Annotated in this window: 24 protein-coding genes; all 24 read left to right on the top strand. The window is 27.4% G+C overall.

What is annotated here, in order from left to right:
- Nucleotides 1-109 precede the first annotated feature (109 nt).
- Nucleotides 110-1336 carry a sensor histidine kinase gene (locus tag X275_RS05165; RefSeq protein ID WP_197072600.1) on the top strand — a complete coding sequence of 409 codons (1227 nt, stop codon included), beginning with the start codon at nt 110-112 and terminating at the stop codon, nt 1334-1336.
- A complete protein-coding gene (locus X275_RS05160) occupies nt 1311-2630 on the top strand; it encodes a pyrimidine-nucleoside phosphorylase (protein ID WP_047267844.1) in 1320 nt (439 codons plus the stop codon). The genes X275_RS05165 and X275_RS05160 overlap by 26 nt, the downstream gene beginning before the upstream one ends.
- Nucleotides 2630-4459, top strand: coding sequence for a phosphodiester glycosidase family protein (locus X275_RS05155; RefSeq protein ID WP_047267843.1), 1830 nt, complete (start codon nt 2630-2632; stop codon nt 4457-4459). Before X275_RS05160 ends, X275_RS05155 begins: the two co-directional genes overlap by 1 nt.
- Nucleotides 4460-4485: 26 nt before the next feature.
- Complete coding sequence (gene fusA / locus X275_RS05150; protein WP_047267842.1) at nt 4486-6570, top strand: elongation factor G; 2085 nt, start codon at nt 4486-4488, stop codon at nt 6568-6570.
- A 127-nt stretch (nt 6571-6697) separates the two neighbouring features.
- Nucleotides 6698-7225 carry a cob(I)yrinic acid a,c-diamide adenosyltransferase gene (locus X275_RS05145; protein ID WP_047267841.1) on the top strand — a complete coding sequence of 176 codons (528 nt, stop codon included), beginning with the start codon at nt 6698-6700 and terminating at the stop codon, nt 7223-7225.
- Entirely contained in the window at nt 7206-7511 is a 306-nt protein-coding gene (locus X275_RS05140) for a DUF503 domain-containing protein (RefSeq protein ID WP_047267840.1), read from the top strand. The genes X275_RS05145 and X275_RS05140 overlap by 20 nt, the downstream gene beginning before the upstream one ends.
- A 12-nt stretch (nt 7512-7523) precedes the next feature.
- Entirely contained in the window at nt 7524-8087 is a 564-nt protein-coding gene (yqeK, locus tag X275_RS05135) for a bis(5'-nucleosyl)-tetraphosphatase (symmetrical) YqeK (protein WP_047267839.1), read from the top strand.
- Nucleotides 8088-8109: 22 nt separating this feature from the next.
- Nucleotides 8110-8832 carry a hypothetical protein gene (locus X275_RS05130; RefSeq protein ID WP_047267838.1) on the top strand — a complete coding sequence of 241 codons (723 nt, stop codon included), beginning with the start codon at nt 8110-8112 and terminating at the stop codon, nt 8830-8832.
- Nucleotides 8833-8836: 4 nt separating this feature from the next.
- The gene (locus X275_RS05125; RefSeq protein ID WP_047267837.1) at nt 8837-10021 is read left to right on the top strand and encodes an LCP family protein; all 1185 of its coding nucleotides are present in this window, start codon (nt 8837-8839) and stop codon (nt 10019-10021) included.
- Nucleotides 10018-11091 (top strand): ABC transporter permease, encoded by a 1074-nt coding sequence (locus X275_RS05120; protein ID WP_047267836.1) that lies wholly within the window; start codon nt 10018-10020, stop codon nt 11089-11091. The genes X275_RS05125 and X275_RS05120 overlap by 4 nt, the downstream gene beginning before the upstream one ends.
- Nucleotides 11081-11704, top strand: a complete 624-nt coding sequence (locus tag X275_RS05115; RefSeq protein ID WP_047267835.1) for an ABC transporter ATP-binding protein — start codon at nt 11081-11083, stop codon at nt 11702-11704. The genes X275_RS05120 and X275_RS05115 overlap by 11 nt, the downstream gene beginning before the upstream one ends.
- 32 nt (nt 11705-11736) lie before the next feature.
- Entirely contained in the window at nt 11737-12180 is a 444-nt protein-coding gene (ndk, locus tag X275_RS05110; RefSeq protein ID WP_047267834.1) for a nucleoside-diphosphate kinase, read from the top strand.
- Nucleotides 12177-13343 carry a class I SAM-dependent rRNA methyltransferase gene (locus tag X275_RS05105; RefSeq protein ID WP_047267833.1) on the top strand — a complete coding sequence of 389 codons (1167 nt, stop codon included), beginning with the start codon at nt 12177-12179 and terminating at the stop codon, nt 13341-13343. Before ndk ends, X275_RS05105 begins: the two co-directional genes overlap by 4 nt.
- A gap of 4 nt (nt 13344-13347) precedes the next feature.
- A complete protein-coding gene (locus tag X275_RS05100) occupies nt 13348-13998 on the top strand; it encodes a hypothetical protein (protein ID WP_047267832.1) in 651 nt (216 codons plus the stop codon).
- Nucleotides 13999-14002: 4 nt separating this feature from the next.
- Nucleotides 14003-15115: a glucose-1-phosphate adenylyltransferase subunit GlgD gene (glgD, locus tag X275_RS05095; RefSeq protein ID WP_047267831.1), complete on the top strand. Its 1113-nt coding sequence runs from the start codon at nt 14003-14005 to the stop codon at nt 15113-15115.
- A gap of 35 nt (nt 15116-15150) precedes the next feature.
- On the top strand, nt 15151-16398 hold the full coding sequence (locus tag X275_RS05090) for a glucose-1-phosphate adenylyltransferase (protein WP_047267830.1): 1248 nt from the start codon (nt 15151-15153) through the stop codon (nt 16396-16398).
- A 16-nt stretch (nt 16399-16414) separates the two neighbouring features.
- Entirely contained in the window at nt 16415-17443 is a 1029-nt protein-coding gene (locus X275_RS05085) for a DUF4899 domain-containing protein (RefSeq protein ID WP_047267829.1), read from the top strand.
- Nucleotides 17443-17706, top strand: a complete 264-nt coding sequence (locus X275_RS05080; protein ID WP_047267828.1) for a hypothetical protein — start codon at nt 17443-17445, stop codon at nt 17704-17706. Before X275_RS05085 ends, X275_RS05080 begins: the two co-directional genes overlap by 1 nt.
- A 1-nt stretch (nt 17707) precedes the next feature.
- Nucleotides 17708-18592 carry a radical SAM protein gene (locus X275_RS05075; protein WP_047267827.1) on the top strand — a complete coding sequence of 295 codons (885 nt, stop codon included), beginning with the start codon at nt 17708-17710 and terminating at the stop codon, nt 18590-18592.
- Nucleotides 18593-18605: 13 nt separating this feature from the next.
- Nucleotides 18606-19934, top strand: a complete 1329-nt coding sequence (gene rsxC, locus X275_RS05070) for an electron transport complex subunit RsxC (RefSeq protein WP_047267826.1) — start codon at nt 18606-18608, stop codon at nt 19932-19934.
- On the top strand, nt 19931-20914 hold the full coding sequence (locus X275_RS05065) for an RnfABCDGE type electron transport complex subunit D (protein WP_047267825.1): 984 nt from the start codon (nt 19931-19933) through the stop codon (nt 20912-20914). The genes rsxC and X275_RS05065 overlap by 4 nt, the downstream gene beginning before the upstream one ends.
- Nucleotides 20911-21618 (top strand): FMN-binding protein, encoded by a 708-nt coding sequence (locus X275_RS05060; RefSeq protein WP_047267824.1) that lies wholly within the window; start codon nt 20911-20913, stop codon nt 21616-21618. The genes X275_RS05065 and X275_RS05060 overlap by 4 nt, the downstream gene beginning before the upstream one ends.
- Nucleotides 21618-22235, top strand: coding sequence for an electron transport complex subunit RsxE (rsxE, locus tag X275_RS05055; protein WP_047267823.1), 618 nt, complete (start codon nt 21618-21620; stop codon nt 22233-22235). The genes X275_RS05060 and rsxE overlap by 1 nt, the downstream gene beginning before the upstream one ends.
- Nucleotides 22232-22807, top strand: coding sequence for an electron transport complex subunit RsxA (rsxA, locus tag X275_RS05050; RefSeq protein WP_047267822.1), 576 nt, complete (start codon nt 22232-22234; stop codon nt 22805-22807). Before rsxE ends, rsxA begins: the two co-directional genes overlap by 4 nt.
- Nucleotides 22808-22814: the final 7 nt, after the last annotated feature.

The following is a 22814-nucleotide window of genomic DNA, read 5'->3' as shown; positions in this document are numbered from 1 at the left end:
AAAGCGACAGATTATCTGTCGCTTTTTTGAAATAGGTGATAGAATGTTTTATATATTAATTTTATTGTTATTTAGTATATTTATATATATATTTTTCTCCAATTATATTGTGATAAAAAAAGAAAATGAAAAACTTAAATCTTCTGTGTCTAAAGTTTTGTCAATAAGTGCTAATGATCCAGCAACTGAATATTTAATACATTCATTAGAAGAAAAAATAAATAGTTTAAATAAAAAAGTAATGTTTGAAAAAATGAAAAGAAAAAATATTTATTCTGTTTTAAACAATATTTCAGAAGCAATTATGCTTGTATTTTATTCAGAAGTATCAGATACACTTATACTGGATTATGCCAATAAAAGTGCTCAAAATTTATTTATTACAGAAGATTTTTTAGGAAAAACATTATCTGAAATTTTGGAAGATCATAATTTAATTGATATAATATTAAAAAGTTATAGGCAGGATAAAAATATAAGTGATGAGATTATAGTTTATAGCCCTAAAAAATCTTTTTTTCATTGTGAAATAAAGAAGATTTTTTTAGAATCTGAAAACAATCAGAATTACAGAATAGTTGTTTTAAGAGACATAACAAAAGAAAAAGAAATAGAGTTAATGAGAAGGGAATTTTTAACCATAATGTCACATGAATTAAAGACGCCTTTAACAGTAATTCATGGGTATTCTGAAACATTATTAATGAGTGATGAAAAATTGTCTTCTCAAGCATTAAGATTTTTAAATATAATAGAAGATGAGTCTTCAAGGTTGACAAGACTTATAAATGATTTGCTGGATATTAGCCGATTAGAAAGAAAAGATTATGAATATCAGTTTAAAGAAGTAAATCTCTCAAATTTATTAAAAAAGATGAATATGATTTTCAACTCTCTAACGAAAGAAATGGATATTAATATATTCTTGGAAGTAGAAGATGATTTAACAATTATAGGTGATGAAGATAGATTGATGCAGGCAATATATAATATTTTAGATAATGCAATAAAATTCACACATATAAAAGATTCAGAAAAAAAAGAAGTATATATAAGGTTATATCGTGAAAATGATGAAGTGATATTGGAAATAGAAGATACAGGTATCGGTATCCCAGAAAGAGAGAGAAATAAAATATTTAATTTATTTTATAGGGTTGATAAATCACGAACAAGACAGGTTCCAGGAACAGGATTGGGTTTGTATATTGTGAAACAAATTTTGGAAAAACATAGAGCTTATATAGAAGTTGATAGTGAAGAAAACCAAGGAACACTTGTAAAAATAATTTTTAAAGGAGGAAATGAAAATGAGGCCAGTAGATATAATTCATAAAAAAAGAAATGGTGAAGTTAATACAAAAGAAGAAATAGAATTTATGATAAATGGATATGTGAATGGTCAAATACCAGATTATCAGATTTCAGCATGGTTAATGGCAATATATTTTAAAGGAATGACAAAAGAAGAGAGATATTATCTTACAATGGTTATGAGGGATAGTGGAGATGTAATAGATTTATCAGGAATAAAAGGAATAAAAATAGATAAACATTCTACAGGAGGAGTTGGAGATAAAACAACACTTGCGGTAGGTCCGTTGGTTGCATCTGCAGGATTAAAGGTATCAAAATTATCTGGAAGAGGTTTGGGGCATACTGGTGGAACAATTGATAAATTAGAATCAATTCCTGGATTTAAAACAGCGATTTCAAAAGACGAATTTTTTAAAATTGCAAATGAAGTTGGGATGGTTGTAGCTGGTCAAACTGGTAATATTGCTCCAGCTGATAAAAAAATATATGCATTAAGAGATGTAACAGCAACAGTAGATGAAATATCCTTGATTTCAGCAAGCATTATGAGTAAAAAATTGGCTGTTGGTTCAGACGGAATAGTATTAGATGTAAAAACTGGAAGCGGTGCTTTTATGAAAAATGTAGAAGATGCCGTAGAATTGGCGAAATCTATGGTTGAAATAGCAGAACTAAATAATAGAAAAATAGTAGCATTGGTGACCAATATGGATCAACCATTAGGGGATAATATTGGTAATTCATTGGAAGTACTCGAAGCTATTGAGACATTAAAAGGGAAAGGTCCTGAAGACTTTACAGAATTATGTATTGAATTAGGTGCAAATATGTTAGATTTATCAGGATTATATTCATATGAAGAAGCCAGAAAGGTGTTAAAGGAAAATATAGATAATGGTAAAGCATTAGAGATTATGAAAAAGTGGATAAAAGCTCAAGGTGGAGATGATAGGGTTGTTGATGAACCAGAAAATATACTGCCAATATCAGATAAAATTATGGAATTTAAAGCAGAAAAAGATGGGTTTATTTCACATATAGATACAGAAAAAGTTGGAATTGCGTCCATGGTATTGGGAGCAGGAAGAAAGAAAAAAGAGGACGAAATAGATTTTTCTGTTGGTATTAAAGTATTAAAAAAATTAGGTTCTAAAGTGAAAAAAGGTGATGTTATTGCTAAATTATATGTTTCTGATAAAAGTAATGTTGAAGAAGCAATGCGATTATTAAAAGAATCATATGAAATATCAGAAAATCCTCCGGGAAAAATGAAAATGAAACTCATTTATGAAAAAATAATAGGAGGTAAATAATGTATAAGAAGATTTTTCTTATATTAATTGTAGTATTTTCTATTACTATATTTTCTAATATATATTATATAGATATTACCAGAGATTCGACAGAATTTGAAAATATAATATTATCAGATAAAATATTCATAAATACAAAAGCAATTGTTGATTTTTTCAAATTGCAGCAATTTCCGTCAAAAAATATTATATACTTATCAAATCCTAAGAATAATGATATATTAGAATTGGATTTAGTAAAAGGAAGTACAAGGATTAATTTTAATATTAATAGGTCATATTCATCTTCAGTAATTTTGAAAGATAAAAAGTTATACGTCTTGATAGATGCCGTTAAAGATTTTTTAAATTTAAAATCATTTGAATGGGAAAATAATATTTTTCTGTATAAAAGCCTCCCAAGAGTAATAAAAATAGAATATTCATTTAATAAAATTATATTTACGTTAAGTCATTTAATTAATAAAAAAATGATAAAAAGAGAAAAAGGTGGGTTTATCGTTTTTCCAGCGGTGAATGAATATCCTGTTCCTAAGGATATAGACTTTAAAATTATTTCAGATAATATTGTAAAATATATAATCAAAGATTTTGAAAGTTATAATATTCTAATTTCAAAAAGAAATATTATCCTCGATCTGGATAAAACAAAAATACAGAAGAAATCTGAAAAAAACAATAATTCTGAAACTACAACTACAGATTCCAAAAAAGAAATAAAAAATGAAATTAGTAATCCGTCAACGTCTCTAAAGTCAAATCTAGAAAAAAAGTTGAATGAAATAAAACAGCAAAATAGAAATATAAAAGATGATAATACAAATGCAGAAAATGAAAAAATAAAACTTGATACAGAATTATTAAAAGTTGAAAATAAAATGATAGATATAAATGGAAGAATTATACCAGTTCATATTGCAAGAATTAATCCAAAAGAACTTGAAATAAAGGTTTTATTTAATAATTTGGGATCATCTGAGGATGCAGAAACATTTCTAAATAATGTAAACCCACTATTAGCAATAAATGGTGGTTATTTTGATGTTTCAACATTGGAACCGATAGGAAAAATAATTACAGATGGAAAGATTCAGCATATTTCTTCTTATTTAAGACCGTGTTTTATAATTGATAGATATAACAATCCTTATATAAAAGACGTAGTTATGGAATATAAAATTTATGTAAAGGATGTACCTTTCTGGATAAAAGCAATAAACACAGCTTGGAAAGGTGATGTGAAGCTATACACAAGTGAATATAAAGGAAGAATTAAAGAAAGTGAAGATGATTACATATTCTTATTAATAGAAAATAGTTATATAGTTAAGGTTGGAAAAGAAAAACCTATAAATGATCAACGATTATTACTAATTGATAAGAAATATTCTAAATATATACCAAATTTATCCGAAGGCGATAAAGTTGTTTTTAATATTGACATTAATCAGAAAATATCTATAAAAGAAATGGTAGAAGGTGGTCCTTTAATAGTAACAGATGATTTAATGCAAGAAGCGTTAAAAGAAGAGAAATTAGCCTACTCATCAAGCATTATTAATCGAAAAACACCCAGAACAATAGTTGCAATTGATAATAATAATATGGTATTATTTATAGTAGTAGATGGATATATGGAATCAAATCCAGGAATTAATTATGATGAAGCTCAGTTATTATTAGAAAAAATAGGAGATATTAAACAAGCAATGATGTTAGATGGGGGAAGTTCTTCGATATTTTATTATAATGGAAAAATTTTAAATTACAGATCAGAAAATTGGAGAAATAAAATTCCTGCCTTTTTGGGGGTATTTAAGAAAAAATAGATATTCTAACAGTGGGGGTGTAGTATATGGCTATTATTAAAACAGATAAAAAAAGGATAGTGGGACTTTTTGGGCATCATGGATGTGGAAAAACCACATTGATGGATGCAATATTAAAAAATTATAGTGGTGCAGATAGAATAGGTCAAAGATATCTTGATGATGAAGAAATAGAAAAAGAAAAGGGATCAACATTTTCAAACCATGTTGTTTCTGTAGACTATAACGATTCAAGATTTTATTTTGTTGATACTCCGGGTATGGCAGACTTTTTAGGAGATATAGATGTTGCAATTAATGCAGTTGATAATGTTGTTCTTGTAATAAATGCGAATTCGGGTGTTGAAGTAACTACCGAAAGAATATGGAAGATAGCACGTGCAAATAAAAAACCTATTTTTATATTCATAAATCAGATGGATAAAGAAGGAGTTAATTTTGAGGAATTGGTTTCATCAATAAAAGAAGTATTTGAAGATGGTGTAAAAATAGTTCCTTTGCAAGTTCCAGTTGGAGAAGGATCAGAATTTAAAGGATTGGTAAATTTAATTACACATGAAGCATTTGAATATGAATTGAATCAAAGCGGAAAAGATAAAAAATTAAATGAAATACCAGAAATTGCGAAGAAGTATTATGAAGATTATCATCAGGAATTAATCGAAGATGTTGTAGAAACAAATGAAGAAATGATGGAAAAATATTTAGAAGAAGGCGAAGAAGTATTAAATCCTGAAAATGTTTTTAAAGCTCTTCATCAAGCATTTGAAGATGATGAAATAGTACCTATAGTAATTGGTTCCGCGGAGAAAAATATAGGATTAGATAGATTTATGGAAATGATCAGATTAGTTGGAATGTATCCATCAGAAAGAATTTTTAAAGGAAAAATTGAGGATAAAGAATTTGAAATAGAAGGGAAAGAAGAAGAACCATTTGTTGGATTAGTAATAAAAAATGCAGTTGATCCATTTGTTGGAAAACTAACTTATATAAGGGTATTATCAGGTAAAGTAAAATCCGGTGATTCATTTGTAGAAGTACAGGAAGAATCAAATGAAAAAGTTTCACATATATATATACCAAGATTTGATAAAAATGAAGAAATACCAGAAGCTTCTGTGGGAGACATAATCGTTGTACCAAAATTAAAAAAGAGTAGAATAAACGATACAGTTGCACATTCATCAAGACTTATTAAAATAAATGTACCAGAATTTCCTGAACCAATGATTTCAAAATCTGTAAAACCAACATCTAAAAATGAAATAGATAAAGTAAATAATGCATTATCTAAACTGCAAGAGTCAGACCCCACATTTTCATGGGAATTTGATCCGGAAACTGGAGAAACAATAGTGTCTGGATTAGGTACAACTCATTTGGAAATAATGATTGAAAGATTAAAAAAGACTTTTAAGGTGAACGTTGAAGTAGGGAAGCCTAAAATAGCATATAGAGAAACAATTAGAAGAAAAGTAACTGCAGAGTATAAGCATAAAAAACAAACGGGTGGGCATGGACAATATGGGCATGTAAAAATAGAAATAGAACCATTGCCAAGAGGAGAAGGATATGAGTTTGTTGATAAAATTGTTGGTGGAGTAATTCCTAAAAACTTTATACCATCTGTAGATAAGGGTATAAAAGAAGCAATGAAAAAGGGTGTTGTAGCTGAATATCCGGTAGTGGATATAAAGGTTACTTTATTTGATGGTTCCTACCACGATGTTGATTCATCTGATATTGCTTTCCAGATAGCTGCAAGGCAGGCCTTTAAAGATGGTATGAAAAATGCAAACCCTGTTATTCTGGAACCGATAATGAAAGTTGAAATATTTGCACCGACAGAATATACAGGAGATGTTATGGGAGAAATATCTTCAAAAAGAGGAAGACCTATGGGAATGCAGTCGATGGGCAGAGGTATGGATAGAATAGATGCAGAAATACCTCTCGCTGAAATGCTCGATTTTTCTCCAAGGTTAAGTTCAATTACAAGTGGTAAAGGATACTTTACAATGAAATTTTCGACTTATCAGGAAGTAACTCCTGATATACAACAAAAAATAATACAGGAAAGAGAAAGGGAAAAAGCAGAACAAGAATAAAAAATAGTTAAAATAAAGATAATAAAAAAAGCGGTCGAAACCGACCGCTTTTTTTATTAAAGTTCTTAAAATTTCACATATAAAATGGTATAATAAAATTGAATAATAAAATAAGGAGGAAACACTTATGTCAATAAGTACTGGTGGAGGAGATAAAGGTAAAACAAGTTTATGGTCAGGTGAAAGGGTTCCTAAAAATGATTTAAGAGTGGAGGCATATGGCACAATAGATGAATTATCTGCACATTTAGGAGAAGCAAAACATTATGTAAAATCATATAAAGTAAAAAATATAATAAATGAAATACAAAATGACTTATTTAAAGTGGCAGGGGAATTGGCTTCTAAAAATAAGAATTTTATTCAACCAATAACCAAAGAAGATGGGGAAAAATTAACGAAATATATAAAAAACTTCGAGGAAAAAGTTAAATTAAATGGGTTTGTTATTACAGGTAGTACAATAGAATCTGCCAAGTTAGATATATGTCGAACTATTGCTCGAAGAGCAGAAAGAAGGATAATCTGTGTAAATGATGAAGATAAAGTTTCTGAGGAATTATTGATATATATGAATAGATTATCCGATCTGTTATTTATAATGGCAAGATATGAAGAATTTTTAATAAATAAAATTGAATATAAAAAATGGTGATATAGTGTGGGTAATTTTAGCAACATATCAAATTGAATTAATAGATGTAAAATCATTAAAAGAAAAAAGAAGTATAGTAAAAAAATTAACGAATAACCTGAGAAAGCAACACAATATAGCTGTTATAGAGAGTGATTTTAATGATAATAAAAAAATTCTCGAAATCACAATCACAACTCTTTCAAAAAGTAAAGATTTTTTATTAACATTTTTTCAAAAAATAGAAGAAGAAATAGAATATAAACACGGTCTAATGGTAATAAATTCAAAATATGAGATATTATAGAGGTGATGATATTTGGAGGAAATAATAAATGAAATAAAAAAAACATTAAAAAAAATAGTATCAGAATATAGATTAAAACATATTATGGGTGTATTATATACAGCTAAAATGTTAGCCAATAAATATAATATCGAAGAAAGTAGAGCTGAGTTGGCAGCTGTTGGTCATGATTTATTTCGTGATATTAAACCGTATAAATTTTTAAAAATAGCAAAAGTATATGGTATAAAAATTTCATTCGAAGAAGAAAAAAACCCAATATTATTACATGGTAAAATTGCTGCAGAATATCTTAAAAGAGAATATAATATACCAGATGATATTTATGAGGCTATTTATTATCATACGAGTGGTTATAAATATTATGGATTAATAGGTAAAATATTATTTGTTTCTGATTCTATAGAACCGACAAGAAATTATGATAAGGTAGAATATTTTAGAAAAATAGCTTTTCATGATATTAATAAGGCATATAAAGAAATATTAAAAAATAAAATTATATATTCTTTAAATAAAAACCATTTTTTATTGAATAATACAGTTGAAGCATGGAATAACATATTACAATATTAAATAAATTTTGGAGGTGGATGCGTTGGCAACAAGAATTCAGGTAGGAGGAAAAAGAAAAAGTTCAAATAAATGGTTAATATTTTTATTTATTGCAATAATAGCTCTTGGGTTAGGAGGTGTTTTTTACTTTTATAATAATTTAAAAAACACCACTGAAATAAAAGCAGATGCAGTGAGTTATCTTATTACCTATGAAATGCCACAGAAAACAGAATTATATTTTATCAGAATAAAAAATCAATCAAGAAAAATTTTCATAGTTAAAAGTCCGGATAACATATATTATTCTGAAAAAAATTTATATATAGACTCGTTAAAACCCGAAGAAGCATTGACAAATTTTGAACAGATGTTTGATATAAATCCGTCAACTATCAAATATCATTTTGTTTTGAAAAGTGGAAACATTTCACCATTTTTATCTATATTAAAAGGTCAGGGAAACTCAATAGATGATTTATTCAATTTTTTAAAAGCTAGAAAATCTGGATTATTTGATATGTTGATAGCTAATAATATTGTAAAAGAAATAAGAAAGTATGGTAATACAAATTTATCTTATAATGGAGCCTTTGCTTTATTACAGGCATTTTCAAAATATTCTATAACAAGTTATAATAAATTAGAAATAAAAACATTATTGTCAAAACCGGTGACGATAAATTTGCCAGATTTAAAAAAGAAAATGGAAAGAAATTATATTGATAAAACTTCACTTGAATCGTTAAAAACTATTCTGGAGTGATTAAATGAAACTTTTAATATATATGTTGGGCATTATTTTTTCTATTATAGTAATAATGTCTATGTTTTTTCCTTTTGTTGAAACTTATACAAAAATGGATAAGCTATCAGATCCATATTATTTTTTAGTTTTAGGTATGGATACAATGGATGTTAACAAAAAAATATCTCGAACAGACTCGATATTATTGGTTGGAGTTAGTGAAAAGAAAAATAAAGTCCTGGTTTTACCCATTCCAAGAGATTTACTAGTAACAATTGATAATAATACTATGAGAATAAATGCAGTATATGTGAAATACGGAGTAGAGAAATTACAGGAATTAATACAAAATATTTTTAAAGTAAAAATATCTGATTATTTAATTTTCGATTATGGTTTATTTAAAGAAATAGGTGATATATATTCTCCGGTTAAAATATATGTACCTAAAGATATGTATTATGAGGATTTTCACCAAAATTTACACATAAATTTCAAACAAGGATATAATTATTTAAATGGTGAAGAATTATTGTATTATGCTAGATTTAGATATGATGCTTTAGGTGATTTGGGTAGAATTCAAAGACAGAAAGATGTACTATTTGCATTAATGAATGCGGCTAAAAGTTCGGGTTTATCTAAGATATTATATTCTATAGATAAAGTTTTAAATAAAACAGTAAATTCATTTGATTTTAAAAAATTATTTTCATTATTTCTTGTATCAAAAAAATCTGAAATAAAATTTTTGTCTCTTCCAATTGAAATTATAGGTGATTATGTCAAAATCGATACAAATAAAATAATATCTACGAAAAAATATCTGGTAGAATTTGAAGAACCAGAAGAAAGTAAAAAAGTATGGATAACATTAATTAACAATATGCCAGATTTTAAGTTAAGTTTTTATACTGTGATGAGAAATAGATGGAAAAATTCTTATGGATATTTAATTGAAATAGTTGATATATTGCCAGATATAGAGGGAATATCGAGAAACAGATCGTATTTAATAATAAAAAATGAAAAATATGAAAAAAAAGTTATGGATGAAATAAAAAAGAGATATAGTAAAACAGTTTTTGAAATAATAGATATACAAAAAAATCCTGAATTATACTTTTCTATTATAAAATTTTTAAGTAATAATTCATATAATACGTTAAATTCTGATGTGATTATGTTAGTGGGGAATGATTCATGAAAGATATAATATTATTAATAAAAGGTTTTTTAAGAAAGAACAAAAAGCACTTTTTATTTCCATTCCTTTCAATTTTTATTGGTGTATGGGGAATGATTGTTGTTATTTCTGTAATAAAAGGATTTGATAAAGCTTTAATAGATTCATTGACTTCTTTCTATCCTCATATAATAGTATATGATAAAACTTCTGTAAAATTAAAAGACGAAAAGTTTAAAATATATTTTTCAATGTATCAGGGATTTTTTAATAAAAATAAAAAAAAAATAGGAGTATCATATTGGGAAATTAATAATCTTGATTTTTATAAAAAACTTATAGTTAATGGTAATATTCAGGGAAGTATAATAGGCAGTGTTATGGCTAAAAATTTGAATATTAAACCGGGAGATACGTTGAATATACTATATACAGATAGTGAAAACAAAATAAAATTAAAAAACATAAAAATTACAGGTGTTTTTCATTCTGGAATATATATTATAGATTCATCATTTATTGTGAAAAAGGAAGATGTCGAAAAATTAGATTACACTGGTATATATTTAAATAATCCTAAGAATGCGAAAAATATAAAAGATAGATATTTAAAAGGATATTTTTCAACGACATGGGAAGAACAAAATGAGAATTTTGCCAAAGCTGTAGAGATAGATTCATATTTTGCATTGCTAATAACCTTTTTTGTTGTCTTAATGAGTGGATTTAGTATTTCTAATTCAGTTATGTATTCCATATTTGTAAGAAAAAAAGAAATAGGAATCTTATATTCAATGGGTATGAATAAAACTAAAATTTCAATTATATTTATAATTGAAAGTTTGATTATAGCGATAAGCGGTTTTGTTAGTGGAGTTATTTTTTCATTAACTACAATATTAATATTACAACGAATAAATCTAAAATTGCCATCTGGAGTATTTTATATAGAAAAAATACCATTTTACACATCTTTACAGGATATATTTGTAAGTTTTTTGTTTATATTAATATTATCATTTTCTTTTTCGTATTTTTCCTCAAGAAAATTATTATCTTTTGATCCCATAGAGGTGCTCCATGGAGAATAAATTAATTGAAATGAAAAAAATAAAATTTTCATATGATGGGAAAAATGAAGTTTTAAAAAATATTGATTTAACAATACAAAAAAACAATTATTATGGCATATATGGATATTCTGGAAGCGGAAAAAGTACTTTATTATTTCTGTTAGGAGATCTTTTAAAACCAACATCAGGAGAAATATTGTATTCTTTTAAAAATATAAAAAAAAGAATAGGTTTTGTATTTCAATTCTTTAATTTAATAAATGAATTAACAATTTTAGAAAATGCAAAATTAGCCCAATATATTAGAACAAAAAAAGAAAATATAAAAGAAATAGAAAAATTTTCTAAAATTCTGGGTATATATAAATTATTGAATAAATATCCTGATGAGCTTTCTGGTGGAGAAAAGCAAAGGGCGAGCATATTAAGGGCTGTGGTTGGTGATGTAAAAATTATACTGGCTGATGAACCAACAGGGAGTTTGGACTTTGAAAATAAAAGGATAGTTTTTGAATTATTTAAAAAAATGATAGAGTTTGATAAAACCGTAATAGTTGTTTCTCATGAAAAAGAACTAATGGAATACTGTAATAAAAAAATTTTATTAGAAGATGGGTTGATAAAAAAATAGTTTGAAAAAAGGTTAAAAAAGGGGGAATCTTTATGGAAAGAGAATTTTTATTTTTAAAACCAAATACTGTAAGAAGAGGATTAGTAGGTGAAGTAATAAGCAGATTAGAGAGAAGAGGAATAAAAATAATAGCCATGAAAATGATATGGGTAACAGAAAATCAGGCAAAAGAACTTTACAAAGAACATGAAGGAAAATCATTCTATAATGAACTTATAGAATTTGTTTTATCAGGGCCAGTTGTTGTTATGGTATTAGAAGGACCGCGAGTTATTGAAATGGTAAGGCATATAATTGGAAATACAGACCCTTTAAAAGCTTCTCCGGGAAGTATTCGTGGAGAATTTGGTATGAGCATTACAAAGAACATAGTGCATGCTTCAGATTCGCCGGAAAATGCAGAACGAGAAATTAAGATATTCTTTAAAGAAGACGAAATTTTAAAATATAGATTGGATGTGCAACACGATTTATGATTATAGTGAAATTAAAAAAAGATAAAGATAATAAAATAAAAAATGGATATTTATGGATTTTTAAAGATGAAATTCAAGAAATAACAGGCGAAAAAAAGGATGGAGAAATCTGTAATGTTTTTTCAAATGAATTTGAATTTATAGGAAAGGGAATATTTTCAAACTCATCAAATATTATGGTGAAAATATTATCTTTAAAGGATGAAATAATAGATGAAAACTTTTTTTATCATAAATTCATAAGAGCATTGAAGTTAAGAAATAATTTTGGGAAATCATATCGACTTTTTCACGCTGAGGCTGATGGGATCCCTGGTTTAATAATAGATAAATATGAAGATTTTTTAGTTATCCAGTTTAGAAATGTTTGGTTGGAGAATAAAAAGGATGAAGTAATAAATGCATTAATAAAGATATTTAATGATGAAATAAAAGGAATATATGAAAGAAGTGATTTTGAGACATCATCCAAAGAAAATTTAAAAAGGAATACAGGTGTTTTATATGGTAAAGAACCACCTGATAATTTTATTATCGAAGAAGAAGGAATAAAATACATTGTTGATATAAAAAATGGGCAAAAAACAGGATTCTTTTTTGATCAAAGAAAGAATAGAGTTTATATTAGAAAATATTCTTCAGGGGCTATAGGACTCGATGCATATTCATACACAGGTGGTTTTGCTTTAAATATGGCTAAATATGGAGCGAAAAGAGTAATTGCTGTTGATAAAGATAAATATGCATTGGAAATATTGAAAGAAAACGCTAAGATAAATAATTTATCAGAAAAGATAGAAGTGGTTTTTGACGATGTAGAAAATTTTTTGAGTAAAACAGAAAATGTATTCACTTTAATGATGCTGGATCCTCCATCTTTAATTAAGAAAAAAGCAGAAAGATTTAAAGGTGTTCAAATTTTCAAAAGAATTTCAAGATTGGGTATTCAAAGATTAGAAAATTTTGGTATATTAAGTTTATGTAGCTGCGCTTATCAAGCTGATATAAAATTGCTTATTGAGTCTCTTAGAAGAAGTGTTGAAAAAGAGGGGATAAAATTACAAAATATGGATATTATTACTCAATCCAATGATCATCCATGGATATTACAGATACCAGAAAGTTTATATTTGAAATGCTTATGGGTTAGGATTTTGAGGTGATTATATGCCCAGTATATTAGCACATATTTTATATGCAACGAAAATTCAGAGGGATTTATGGGGTTCGGCATTATACTTAGGAGCTCAGGGACCAGATGTGTTTTTTTATGTTAATGAATTAAAATATATTGAAATTGGAAGCAAATTACATAAATTAAAAAGCACAGATTATAAAACAATTCTTAGAAATTTTCCAGATAGTTTTTATTATGGTTTTATATCCCATATGGAATTGGATGAAAAATTACATGGATTAATAAATTCATATTATTCTGAAACAATATCTCACACAAAATTCGAATACAATTTTGATGAACTACTTTCATTAAGGATTTTTGGAATACATTTTATAGAACACAAATGGTGGAAAATTCTGAAAATAAAAGAGATTGAAAAAATTTCAAATGAATTTGATAGAATATTGAAAGTTGAATTTGGAGTAAAAGAAATTAGTTATAAATATGCATATAAAAAAATGCTTAAAAATTTAAAGAAATTATTCAAATATCCATATTTTAAAGAGAATTTTCTTGTAAAAATATTAAAATTTTTAGGAAAAGATTATACTTATTTATATCCGAGATTGGATGAAAAAACTAAAAAAGAACTATTGGAAATTGAAAAAGAATTTTTTTTAATTCTCAAGGGGGATTGATAAAATGAAAGTTTTAGGATTAATTCTGGCAGGTTCTTCTAAAAGTGGAATAGGTGAATTAACCAGGAAAAGAGCCAGTGCAGCAGTACCTGTTTTTGGTAAATATAGAGCTATTGATTTTACATTAAGTAATTTTGTTAATTCAAAAATCAAAAAAGTTGGAGTGTTGACCCAATATTATCCACGAAGTCTAATGGATCATTTAGGTAGTGGGAAAGAATGGGATTTAGATAGAAAAACAGGTGGTTTGTTTATATTGCAACCATATTTTAAAAACAAAGAAGAAATTCCTGTATACAAAGGAACAGCCGATGCAATATTTCAAAATATGACATTATTAAGAAGAGGAGACGAGGATTTTGTACTTATAGGATCGGGTGATCATATATATAATTTTGATTTTAATCAATTATATCATTATCATTTATCAAATGCGGCTGATATAACAATACTATCAAAAGAAATAGAAGATGATGAATTTATAAATACATATGGACAGATAATTACAGATGAAGAAGGAAGAATTCTTGAATTTCATGAAAAACCTGATAAATCAATATCAAAAAGGATATCTCTTGGAGTTTATTTTATAAATAAAGCATTGTTAATAGAATTATTGTATACAACTGTACCTAATGGCGGTAAAGATATAGTTCATGATATTATTATACCAAATTTGAAAAAATTAAGGGTGTATGCATATGATTTTAGAGGCTACTGGTCAAATATAAAGAAATCAATAAAAACATATTATGAGACAAATATGGATATATTAAAAGATGATGTAAGGAAAGAATTATTTTATTCAAATAAAATATATACGAAATTAAAAGACTATGCACCACCAAAAATAAATATAAATGCTAATATACATAATGTTTTCATTGCAGATGGAACAATAATAAATGGAACAGTAAGAAATTCGATAATTTCTCGTGGAGTTAAAATAAAGGCTGGTGCAATTGTTGAAAATTCAATAATATTACAGGATACAATAATATCTGAAGGAAGCGTTATAAAAAATGTTATTATAGATAAAGATTGTGAAATAAGAGAAGGTAAAAAAATTATAAGCGAAAATAAAATAATGGTAATAGAAAAAGGAACGATTATATAGATTTCTATAAGTCAAGTCAGAAAAAAGGGGGGACAATAATGAATGTTGTGGCTTTAATATTAGCTGGAGGTCAGGGAACCAGATTAGGAGTTATAACAGAATATTTAGCAAAACCAGCAGTTCCATATGGTGGAAAATATAGAATTATAGATTTTGCTTTAAGTAATTGTGTAAATTCTGGAATATATAATGTAGGGGTATTAACTCAATATAGACCACATGTTTTAAATAAGCATTTAGGAATTGGGAGGCCATGGGACCTTGACATAAAATCAGGAGGATTAACTATTTTACCTCCATATGTTAGCAGTACAGAACAATCATGGTATAAAGGAACAGCTGATGCAATATATCAAAATATTGAATATATAGATGGATTTAATCCGGATTTTGTTGTTATATTATCTGGAGATCATATATATAAAATGGATTATAACGAAATGATAGATTATCATATAGAAAGAAATGCTGATGTTACGATTGCCTGTATGGAAGTCCCTATAAACGAAGCTTATAGATTTGGAATTATGGTTACAGATTCATTTGGAAAAATAATAGAATTTCAAGAAAAACCAAAGGAACCGAGAGGAAATCTGGCATCACTTGGAATATATGTTTATACGTGGTCTATTTTAAAAAAACTATTACTTGACGATTCAAAGGATCCAGATTCAGAGCATGATTTTGGAAAAAATATAATACCTAAAATGCTTGAAGAAGGAAAGAAAATGTATGCATTCAATTATGAAGGATATTGGAGAGATGTTGGGACATTGCAATCTTATTGGGAGTCAAATCTTGAATTGTTAGGTCCTATGCCTATGCTAAATATACATGATGTTAACTGGAAAATATATACTCAATCAGAAGAATTACCACCTGCATTTATATCTTCAGAGGCTAAATTAACGGGATCTTTAATCAGTGAAGGATGTGAAATATATGGTGAAGTTCATAATTCGGTTTTATTTCAAGGAGTGAAAGTAGAAAAAGGAGCAATAATTAAGGATTCAGTTATAATGAATAAAACAATAATAAGAAAAGGTGCTTATATAGAAAAATCTATAATTTGTGAAAATTCTGAAATTGGAGAAAATGTAAAAATTGGAGTTGGAGAATTTAAAGAAAGTTCGTATAATAAAAAAGTTTATAATACAGATATAACATTAATAGGATTTAATACCTCCATTCCATCAAATATAAAGATTGGTAAAAATGTTATAATAGGAAACTATATAACAGATATATCAGGAGACATACCTTCTGGCGGTTATGTAGTGTAAGAAGGAGGTGAAATTTATGGATTTTTATGCTGTAAAATTTTTTGCAACATCTTCGTTAACAGCCGAAATAATAATAGGGTATATGTTTGGTAAACAAAAAGGAAATCCTGAATATAAAGTGTTATCAATACCAAAATCCAAATTGCCAAAATTTGAATTGCCAGATATTAATTTATCTTATATAGAATATAAATCTAAATTGGAAGAATTGTATTATAAAGCAATAAAAGATTCTACAGTATTAGATTTAAATAAACAATTTTTAGCTTTTGTCCAGTCAACTATAAAAAGATATGGTCCAGAAATAATAAATGCCAAAATGTTTTTGGGAGTAAGAGATTCTGATGTAGCAGTAGTAAAAGCCATATTGTCCGAAATATTTGAAGAATGGGAAGGTGAAGTGAATTTAAAAATAGTTGCTGAAAAATTAACGTATCAAGATCTTGTATGGTTGATGACGCAGCATAGAAGTTTTAGTGAAAAAGAAAAGTCATACTTGAATAGAGTAGATGTTCAATCTTCTCCAGAGGTATTGCCGTTGTCTGATCCTTTAACTGGAATGACAATAAATAATCTTGATGTAGGAGACCCAATATATTCACTGATTATAGATCCTATAGAACCTGCAAATTTGAATAGATTGAAAGAGCAATATCCAGATAAGTTTGACGAAACCGGAAAAAATATTTTACCGATTGAATCAAAATTAATAGCTAAAGAATTAATTCCTGATACCGATTACTATTTTATAAAAATGGATCTTGGCGGTGGAATAATAGGGAAAGCGGTTATTTCAAAAAATTTAAAAATGATGGTAGATTCTAATAAAATTGCCGAAATGCATAGAAAAAGAGAAGAATATTTTAATCCACCTGAAGATAAAATAATAGGAGATATTTTAAAAGATTCTATAGCTGGTTTAAAAAGAGAAGCAAATATGCCAGAAAATAAAGTAAAAAGTAGTGATATTCTAATAATTTTTGGATTATCTATGGGATTAATAATAGGTGCTATATTATTAGGAATATGGTTGGGTGTATTTTAATGAATACTTATTCTTTAATTTTAATAATTTCTTTAATAATTGTTGGTATTGTATTTAATCTAATTATGATAAATTATATATATAAAAATTCTATATATAGAAAAAATATATTTAAAAATGAATTAAAATTAATAACAGATATAGAGACCTATTTTAGTGAGGGAAAATATAGTTCTGAAATAATATATGGCAGTCCTTCAGCTACACTGATAAAAATAACCTTTGAAAATGGTATAGAAGGAATTAGAATTCAGGAGGAATAAAATGAAATTAAAGTTATCATATGCAACAGCTGTTTTGCTTGGTTTAAAAAAAGGAAAAATTAATTTTGAAATGCCAACAGCTTATTTAATGTTAGGGGAAAAATGTGTTTATAATTGTAGTTTTTGTGCTCAAGCTCGCGAAGCAGAATCTGACAAAGATTATCTATCAAGAATAAAATGGCCAGAATACGATATAAAAGAATTTTTAAGCAAACTTAAAGAAAATAATCTATTTAAAAGATTGTGTATTCAGGTTGTTAATACAGAGACCTATTTTTATGATTTGAAGGATTTATTAAATGAAATAAATGATATAGATATTTTAAAAGCTATTTCATTTCGTCCAAAAAGTTTTGAAGAAGTTGAAAGTATATTTAATTATAATATCGACAATCTGGGGATTTCTTTAGATGTAGCAAATAAAGAATTATTTCCAAAGATTAGAGGGGGGAGTTTCGACTCTCTCTTTAATATTTTAATACAATCAGCTAAAAAATATCCTGGAAAGATTACAACGCATGTAATTGTTGGATTGGGGGAGACAGATAAAGATTTAATAGATTTAATGTTTGAAATGAAAAAATACAATATATTAGTATCATTATTTGCTTTTACGCCTATTCAGGGAACAAAATTAGAAAATAAGCAACCTCCTTCAATAGAAAGATATAGAAAAATACAGATTGCCAGAGAAATCATTGAAAAAAATAATGTAAAGAAAGAAGACTTTATGTTTGAGAATAATTCTTTAATTAAATTTCCTGAAATAAAAATTTCAGAGGATGAAGCAATTAAAACAAGCGGATGTAGTTATTGTACAAGACCATTTTATAATGAAAAACCAAATAAGATATTGTATAATATCCCACAAACAAGGAATTTATGAAAGGAGGAAGGAAATGGCGTTATTAACTTTTAAAGGTGGAGTACATCCGCCAGAAAAAAAAGAGCTGGCAGAACATAAACAAATTAAAATTCTGCCATTGCCTGAAAAAGTATACATTTATACAACTAACCATCTTGGTGCTCCAGCAAAAATTATAGTAGAACCAGGACAAAAGGTAAAAACAGGTCAGAAAATAGGTGAAGCAAATGGATTTATATCCGCAAATATTCATTCAACTATAACTGGAGAAGTTATAGAAATAGTGAAAATGACAAATGCTGCAACTGGAACAAGAAACGATGTAGTCGTAATCCAGAGAACTGGAGATGATGAATGGGATTTAATTCCAGAACATGGTGATTATACAAAAAAATCTCCTGAAGAGATAGTAAATATAGTAAAAGAGGCAGGAATAGTTGGGTTAGGTGGAGCAATGTTTCCTTCACATGTAAAAATGTCTATTCCAAAAGGTAAAAAAGCAGAGTATTTAATAATTAATGCAGCAGAATGTGAACCTTATATAACAATAGACAATAGAATGATGATAGAGAAATCCTCTGAAATTGTAAAAGGAATAAAAATAATAATGCATGCAACAGGTGTAAAAAAGGCTTATATAGGAATTGAAAGTAATAAACCAGAAGCAATTGAAAAAATGAAAGAAGCTGTGTCAGGTGAGCCAATAGAGATAAAAGTATTAAAGACAAAATATCCTCAAGGTGCTGAAAAACAATTGATTTATGCAATAACTAAAAAAGAAGTACCTTCTGGTGGATTGCCTTTAGATGTTGGAGTGATAGTATTTAATGTATCAACAACTTATGCTATATATGAAGCCGTAGAGCATGGAAAACCGTTGGTAGAAAGAGGAATAACATTAACAGGTGAAGGAGTAAAAAATCCTGGCAACTTTATATATAGGATAGGAACAAAGGTTAAAGATTTATTAGATCATGTTGGATTGGTTGAAGAAGAAAAAATAGATAGAATATTATATGGTGGTCCAATGATGGGAATTCCTCTTCCTGATATTGAATTACCAACTTTTAAAGGGAATAATGCATTAACAGTGTTAACAAAAGACATTGTGCCTAAAAAAGAAAGTTTTCCATGTATTAGATGTTCAAAATGTGTACAGGTTTGTCCTATAAATTTAATGCCTTATTTATTAAAATTACAAGTCGAAAAAAGAGAGTATGATAAAGCGATGGAATATGGTTTGATGGATTGTATAGAATGTGGTTCATGTTCATATGCCTGTCCTGCAGGTATAGAATTGGTGAAAACCTTTAAAACCGGGAAAAAAGTAGCAAGAGCTTTAAAAGGGAGGGCTAAAAAGTGAAATTGAACATAGCGGCAGCTCCACATTTAAGAACAAAAGATAATGTTAGAAGTATAATGTTAGATGTGCTAATTGCCCTCATACCATCATTTTTAGTATCAGCATGGGTATTTGGATTCAGGGCTGTATGGATAATGTTATATACAATGATTTTAGCAGAAGGTATGGAAATATTTATAATGAAAGTTTTAAGGAAACAAAAAAATTTCAAACCGGATTTTAGTGCATCTGTAACAGGTCTTTTATTAGCTATGAATTTGAGTTTAGCAGTAAATTGGTGGCAAATATTTATAGGAGTTTTAGTGGCAATTGGATTAGGAAAACATGTTTATGGTGGATTAGGAAAAAATATTTTTAATCCTGCTTTAGTTGGAAGAGTATTCATGTTAATTTCATTTCCAATTGCTATGACGACATGGTATAGACCGTTTTATTTTAAATATGATACAATAACAACAGCAACACCATTAGCGATACTAAAAGAACATGGGGTTGAAGCTTTATATAATAATCCAGATTATGCTATTAATTTAAAAAGTTTATTTATTGGAACAGTACCGGGATCAATAGGAGAAGTAAGTGCTATAGCTTTAATAATAGGTTTTATATATTTAGTGATTAGAAAAAGAATAAAAATCTGGATACCAATCACATATATTTCTACAGTATTTGTTATTTCCGGTATTTTTTATATGATAGATCCTTCAAAATATGCTTCTCCTTTATTTCATATATTAAGTGGAGGGTTAATGTTAGGTGCGTTATTCATGGCTACGGATATGGTTACAAGTCCAATGACAGTTAAAGGCCATATTATTTTCGGTGTAGGTTTAGGTTTTATAACAATGATAATCAGACTTTTTGGAGGATATCCAGAAGGAGTTTCTTTTTCTATTTTAATTATGAATTCTCTTGTTCCATTGATTGATATTTATGCTAAACCACGTATTTTTGGAACTGTAAGAGGTGGTAAAAAATGAAAGAATATATAAAAACAGGTTTTATATTAATGTTATTTATAGTCATTTCAGGATTTATTGTTTCAATTGTATATGTTTCAGTAAAACCAGCAATTGATAATGCTGAATTACAGGCTAAATTAAAAGCAATAAAAAAAGTTTTAATTGATTCAAAAACAGGAAATTTATTAATTTCAAAAAATGAAATACCTAAAACTTTAAAGCAATTAAATAGTTCAATTTGGGATTCTAATGAAACAGGAGTTTTATATTTAGGTGCGAGTACAAAAGTATATTCACCAGCATATAAATATACAAGTAGTGAAGGGAAAGATATATATATTTTAACAGTTTCAGGTGTAGGTTTTGGCGGAGAGGTTATATCAGTTATTTCCTTTGTAAAGGATAAAAAAGAATTATATTTTAATAATTTAGAAGTGATTTCTTATTCTCAGGAGACACCGGGATTAGGAGCCAACATTTCTCAGGATAATGTAAAAGAAAGATTTTATCCAATTGATTACAAAGGTCTTGTTAATGGGGTGAAAGTTAATAAAGATGCAGGAGTTCTTTTAACAACACCAGAACAAATAAAAAATGGAAAAAAAGAAGGAATAGTTCAGACAAGTGACATTATGACAGGGGCAACAATTACTCCACGGGCTGTTGCGGATTCAATAAACACAGGATTTGAATACCTCAAATCCAAAGGGGTGATTCAATAATGGCTAATATAAAAAATTTAAAAGTAGGATTATTTCAACAAAATCCTATATTTGTACAAGTATTAGGGATGTGTCCAACTCTTGCAACAACAACAAATGCAGAAAATGCATTAGGTATGGGATTAGCAACATTAGCAGTATTGATTATGTCAAATATAGTTGTTTCTTCAATAAAAAAATGGGTACCTAAAAACATAAGAATACCTATATATATAGTTGTTATAGCTTCATTTGTTACAATAATTGATTTATTAATGCATGGGTATACATATGATTTATGGAAAACGTTAGGTTTATTTATTCCTTTAATAGTTGTTAACTGTATAATTTTAGGGCGTGCAGAATCATTTGCATCAAAAAATAGCATTTTAGATTCTATATATGATGCATTGGGCATGGGATTAGGCTTTACAGGAGCATTAGTTTTATTAGGTTCTGTTAGAGAATTATTAGGAAATGGTACAATATTTGGTCTTCCAATTTGGGGAGATGCGATGAAATTATATATTATGATTCTTCCACCAGGAGCTTTTTTAGTATTAGGTATGTTATTGGCAATGTTTAACGCAAAAGGTATTTATGATAGAAATAAGGCAAAGGCTGGTGAAAGGAAATGAAATTATTTTTTATATTTCTATCAGCAATATTAGTAAATAATTTTGTTTTATCAAGATTTTTAGGAATATGTCCTTTTTTAGGCGTATCAAAAAAGATAAGTTCAGCATCTGGTATGTCAATGGCGGTTATCTTTGTAATGGTTATATCTAGTGTAATAACATGGTTTTTAAATTTATTACTTGTAAAAATGGGGTTGGAATTTTTAACAACAATTGTATTTATTCTCGTAATAGCAACATTAGTTCAATTTATAGAATTTTATATAAAAAAAGTTTCTCCTAACTTATATGAGGCATTGGGTATATATCTTCCATTAATAACAACTAATTGTGCGATATTGGGATTAGCCTTGATTAATGTTATAAATAGTTACACATTAATAGAAACAATTGTAAATTCACTTGGTGCAGGTTTGGGGTTTGCGATGGCTTTAATTATATTTTCAGCTATACGTGAAAGAATGGATTACTATGATATTCCGGAGCCTTTTAAAGGGACAGCAATAGCTCTTATTACTGCTGGTTTATTATCGATGGCTTTTATGGGATTTTCTGGTCTCATAAAAATATAAGGGAGGA

The organism is Marinitoga sp. 1197, from assembly GCF_001021165.1.
Classification (GTDB): Bacteria; Thermotogota; Thermotogae; order Petrotogales; family Petrotogaceae; genus Marinitoga.
Note: the sequence above shows the minus strand (reverse complement) of the source record. Positions and strands in the feature narration are given on the sequence as shown.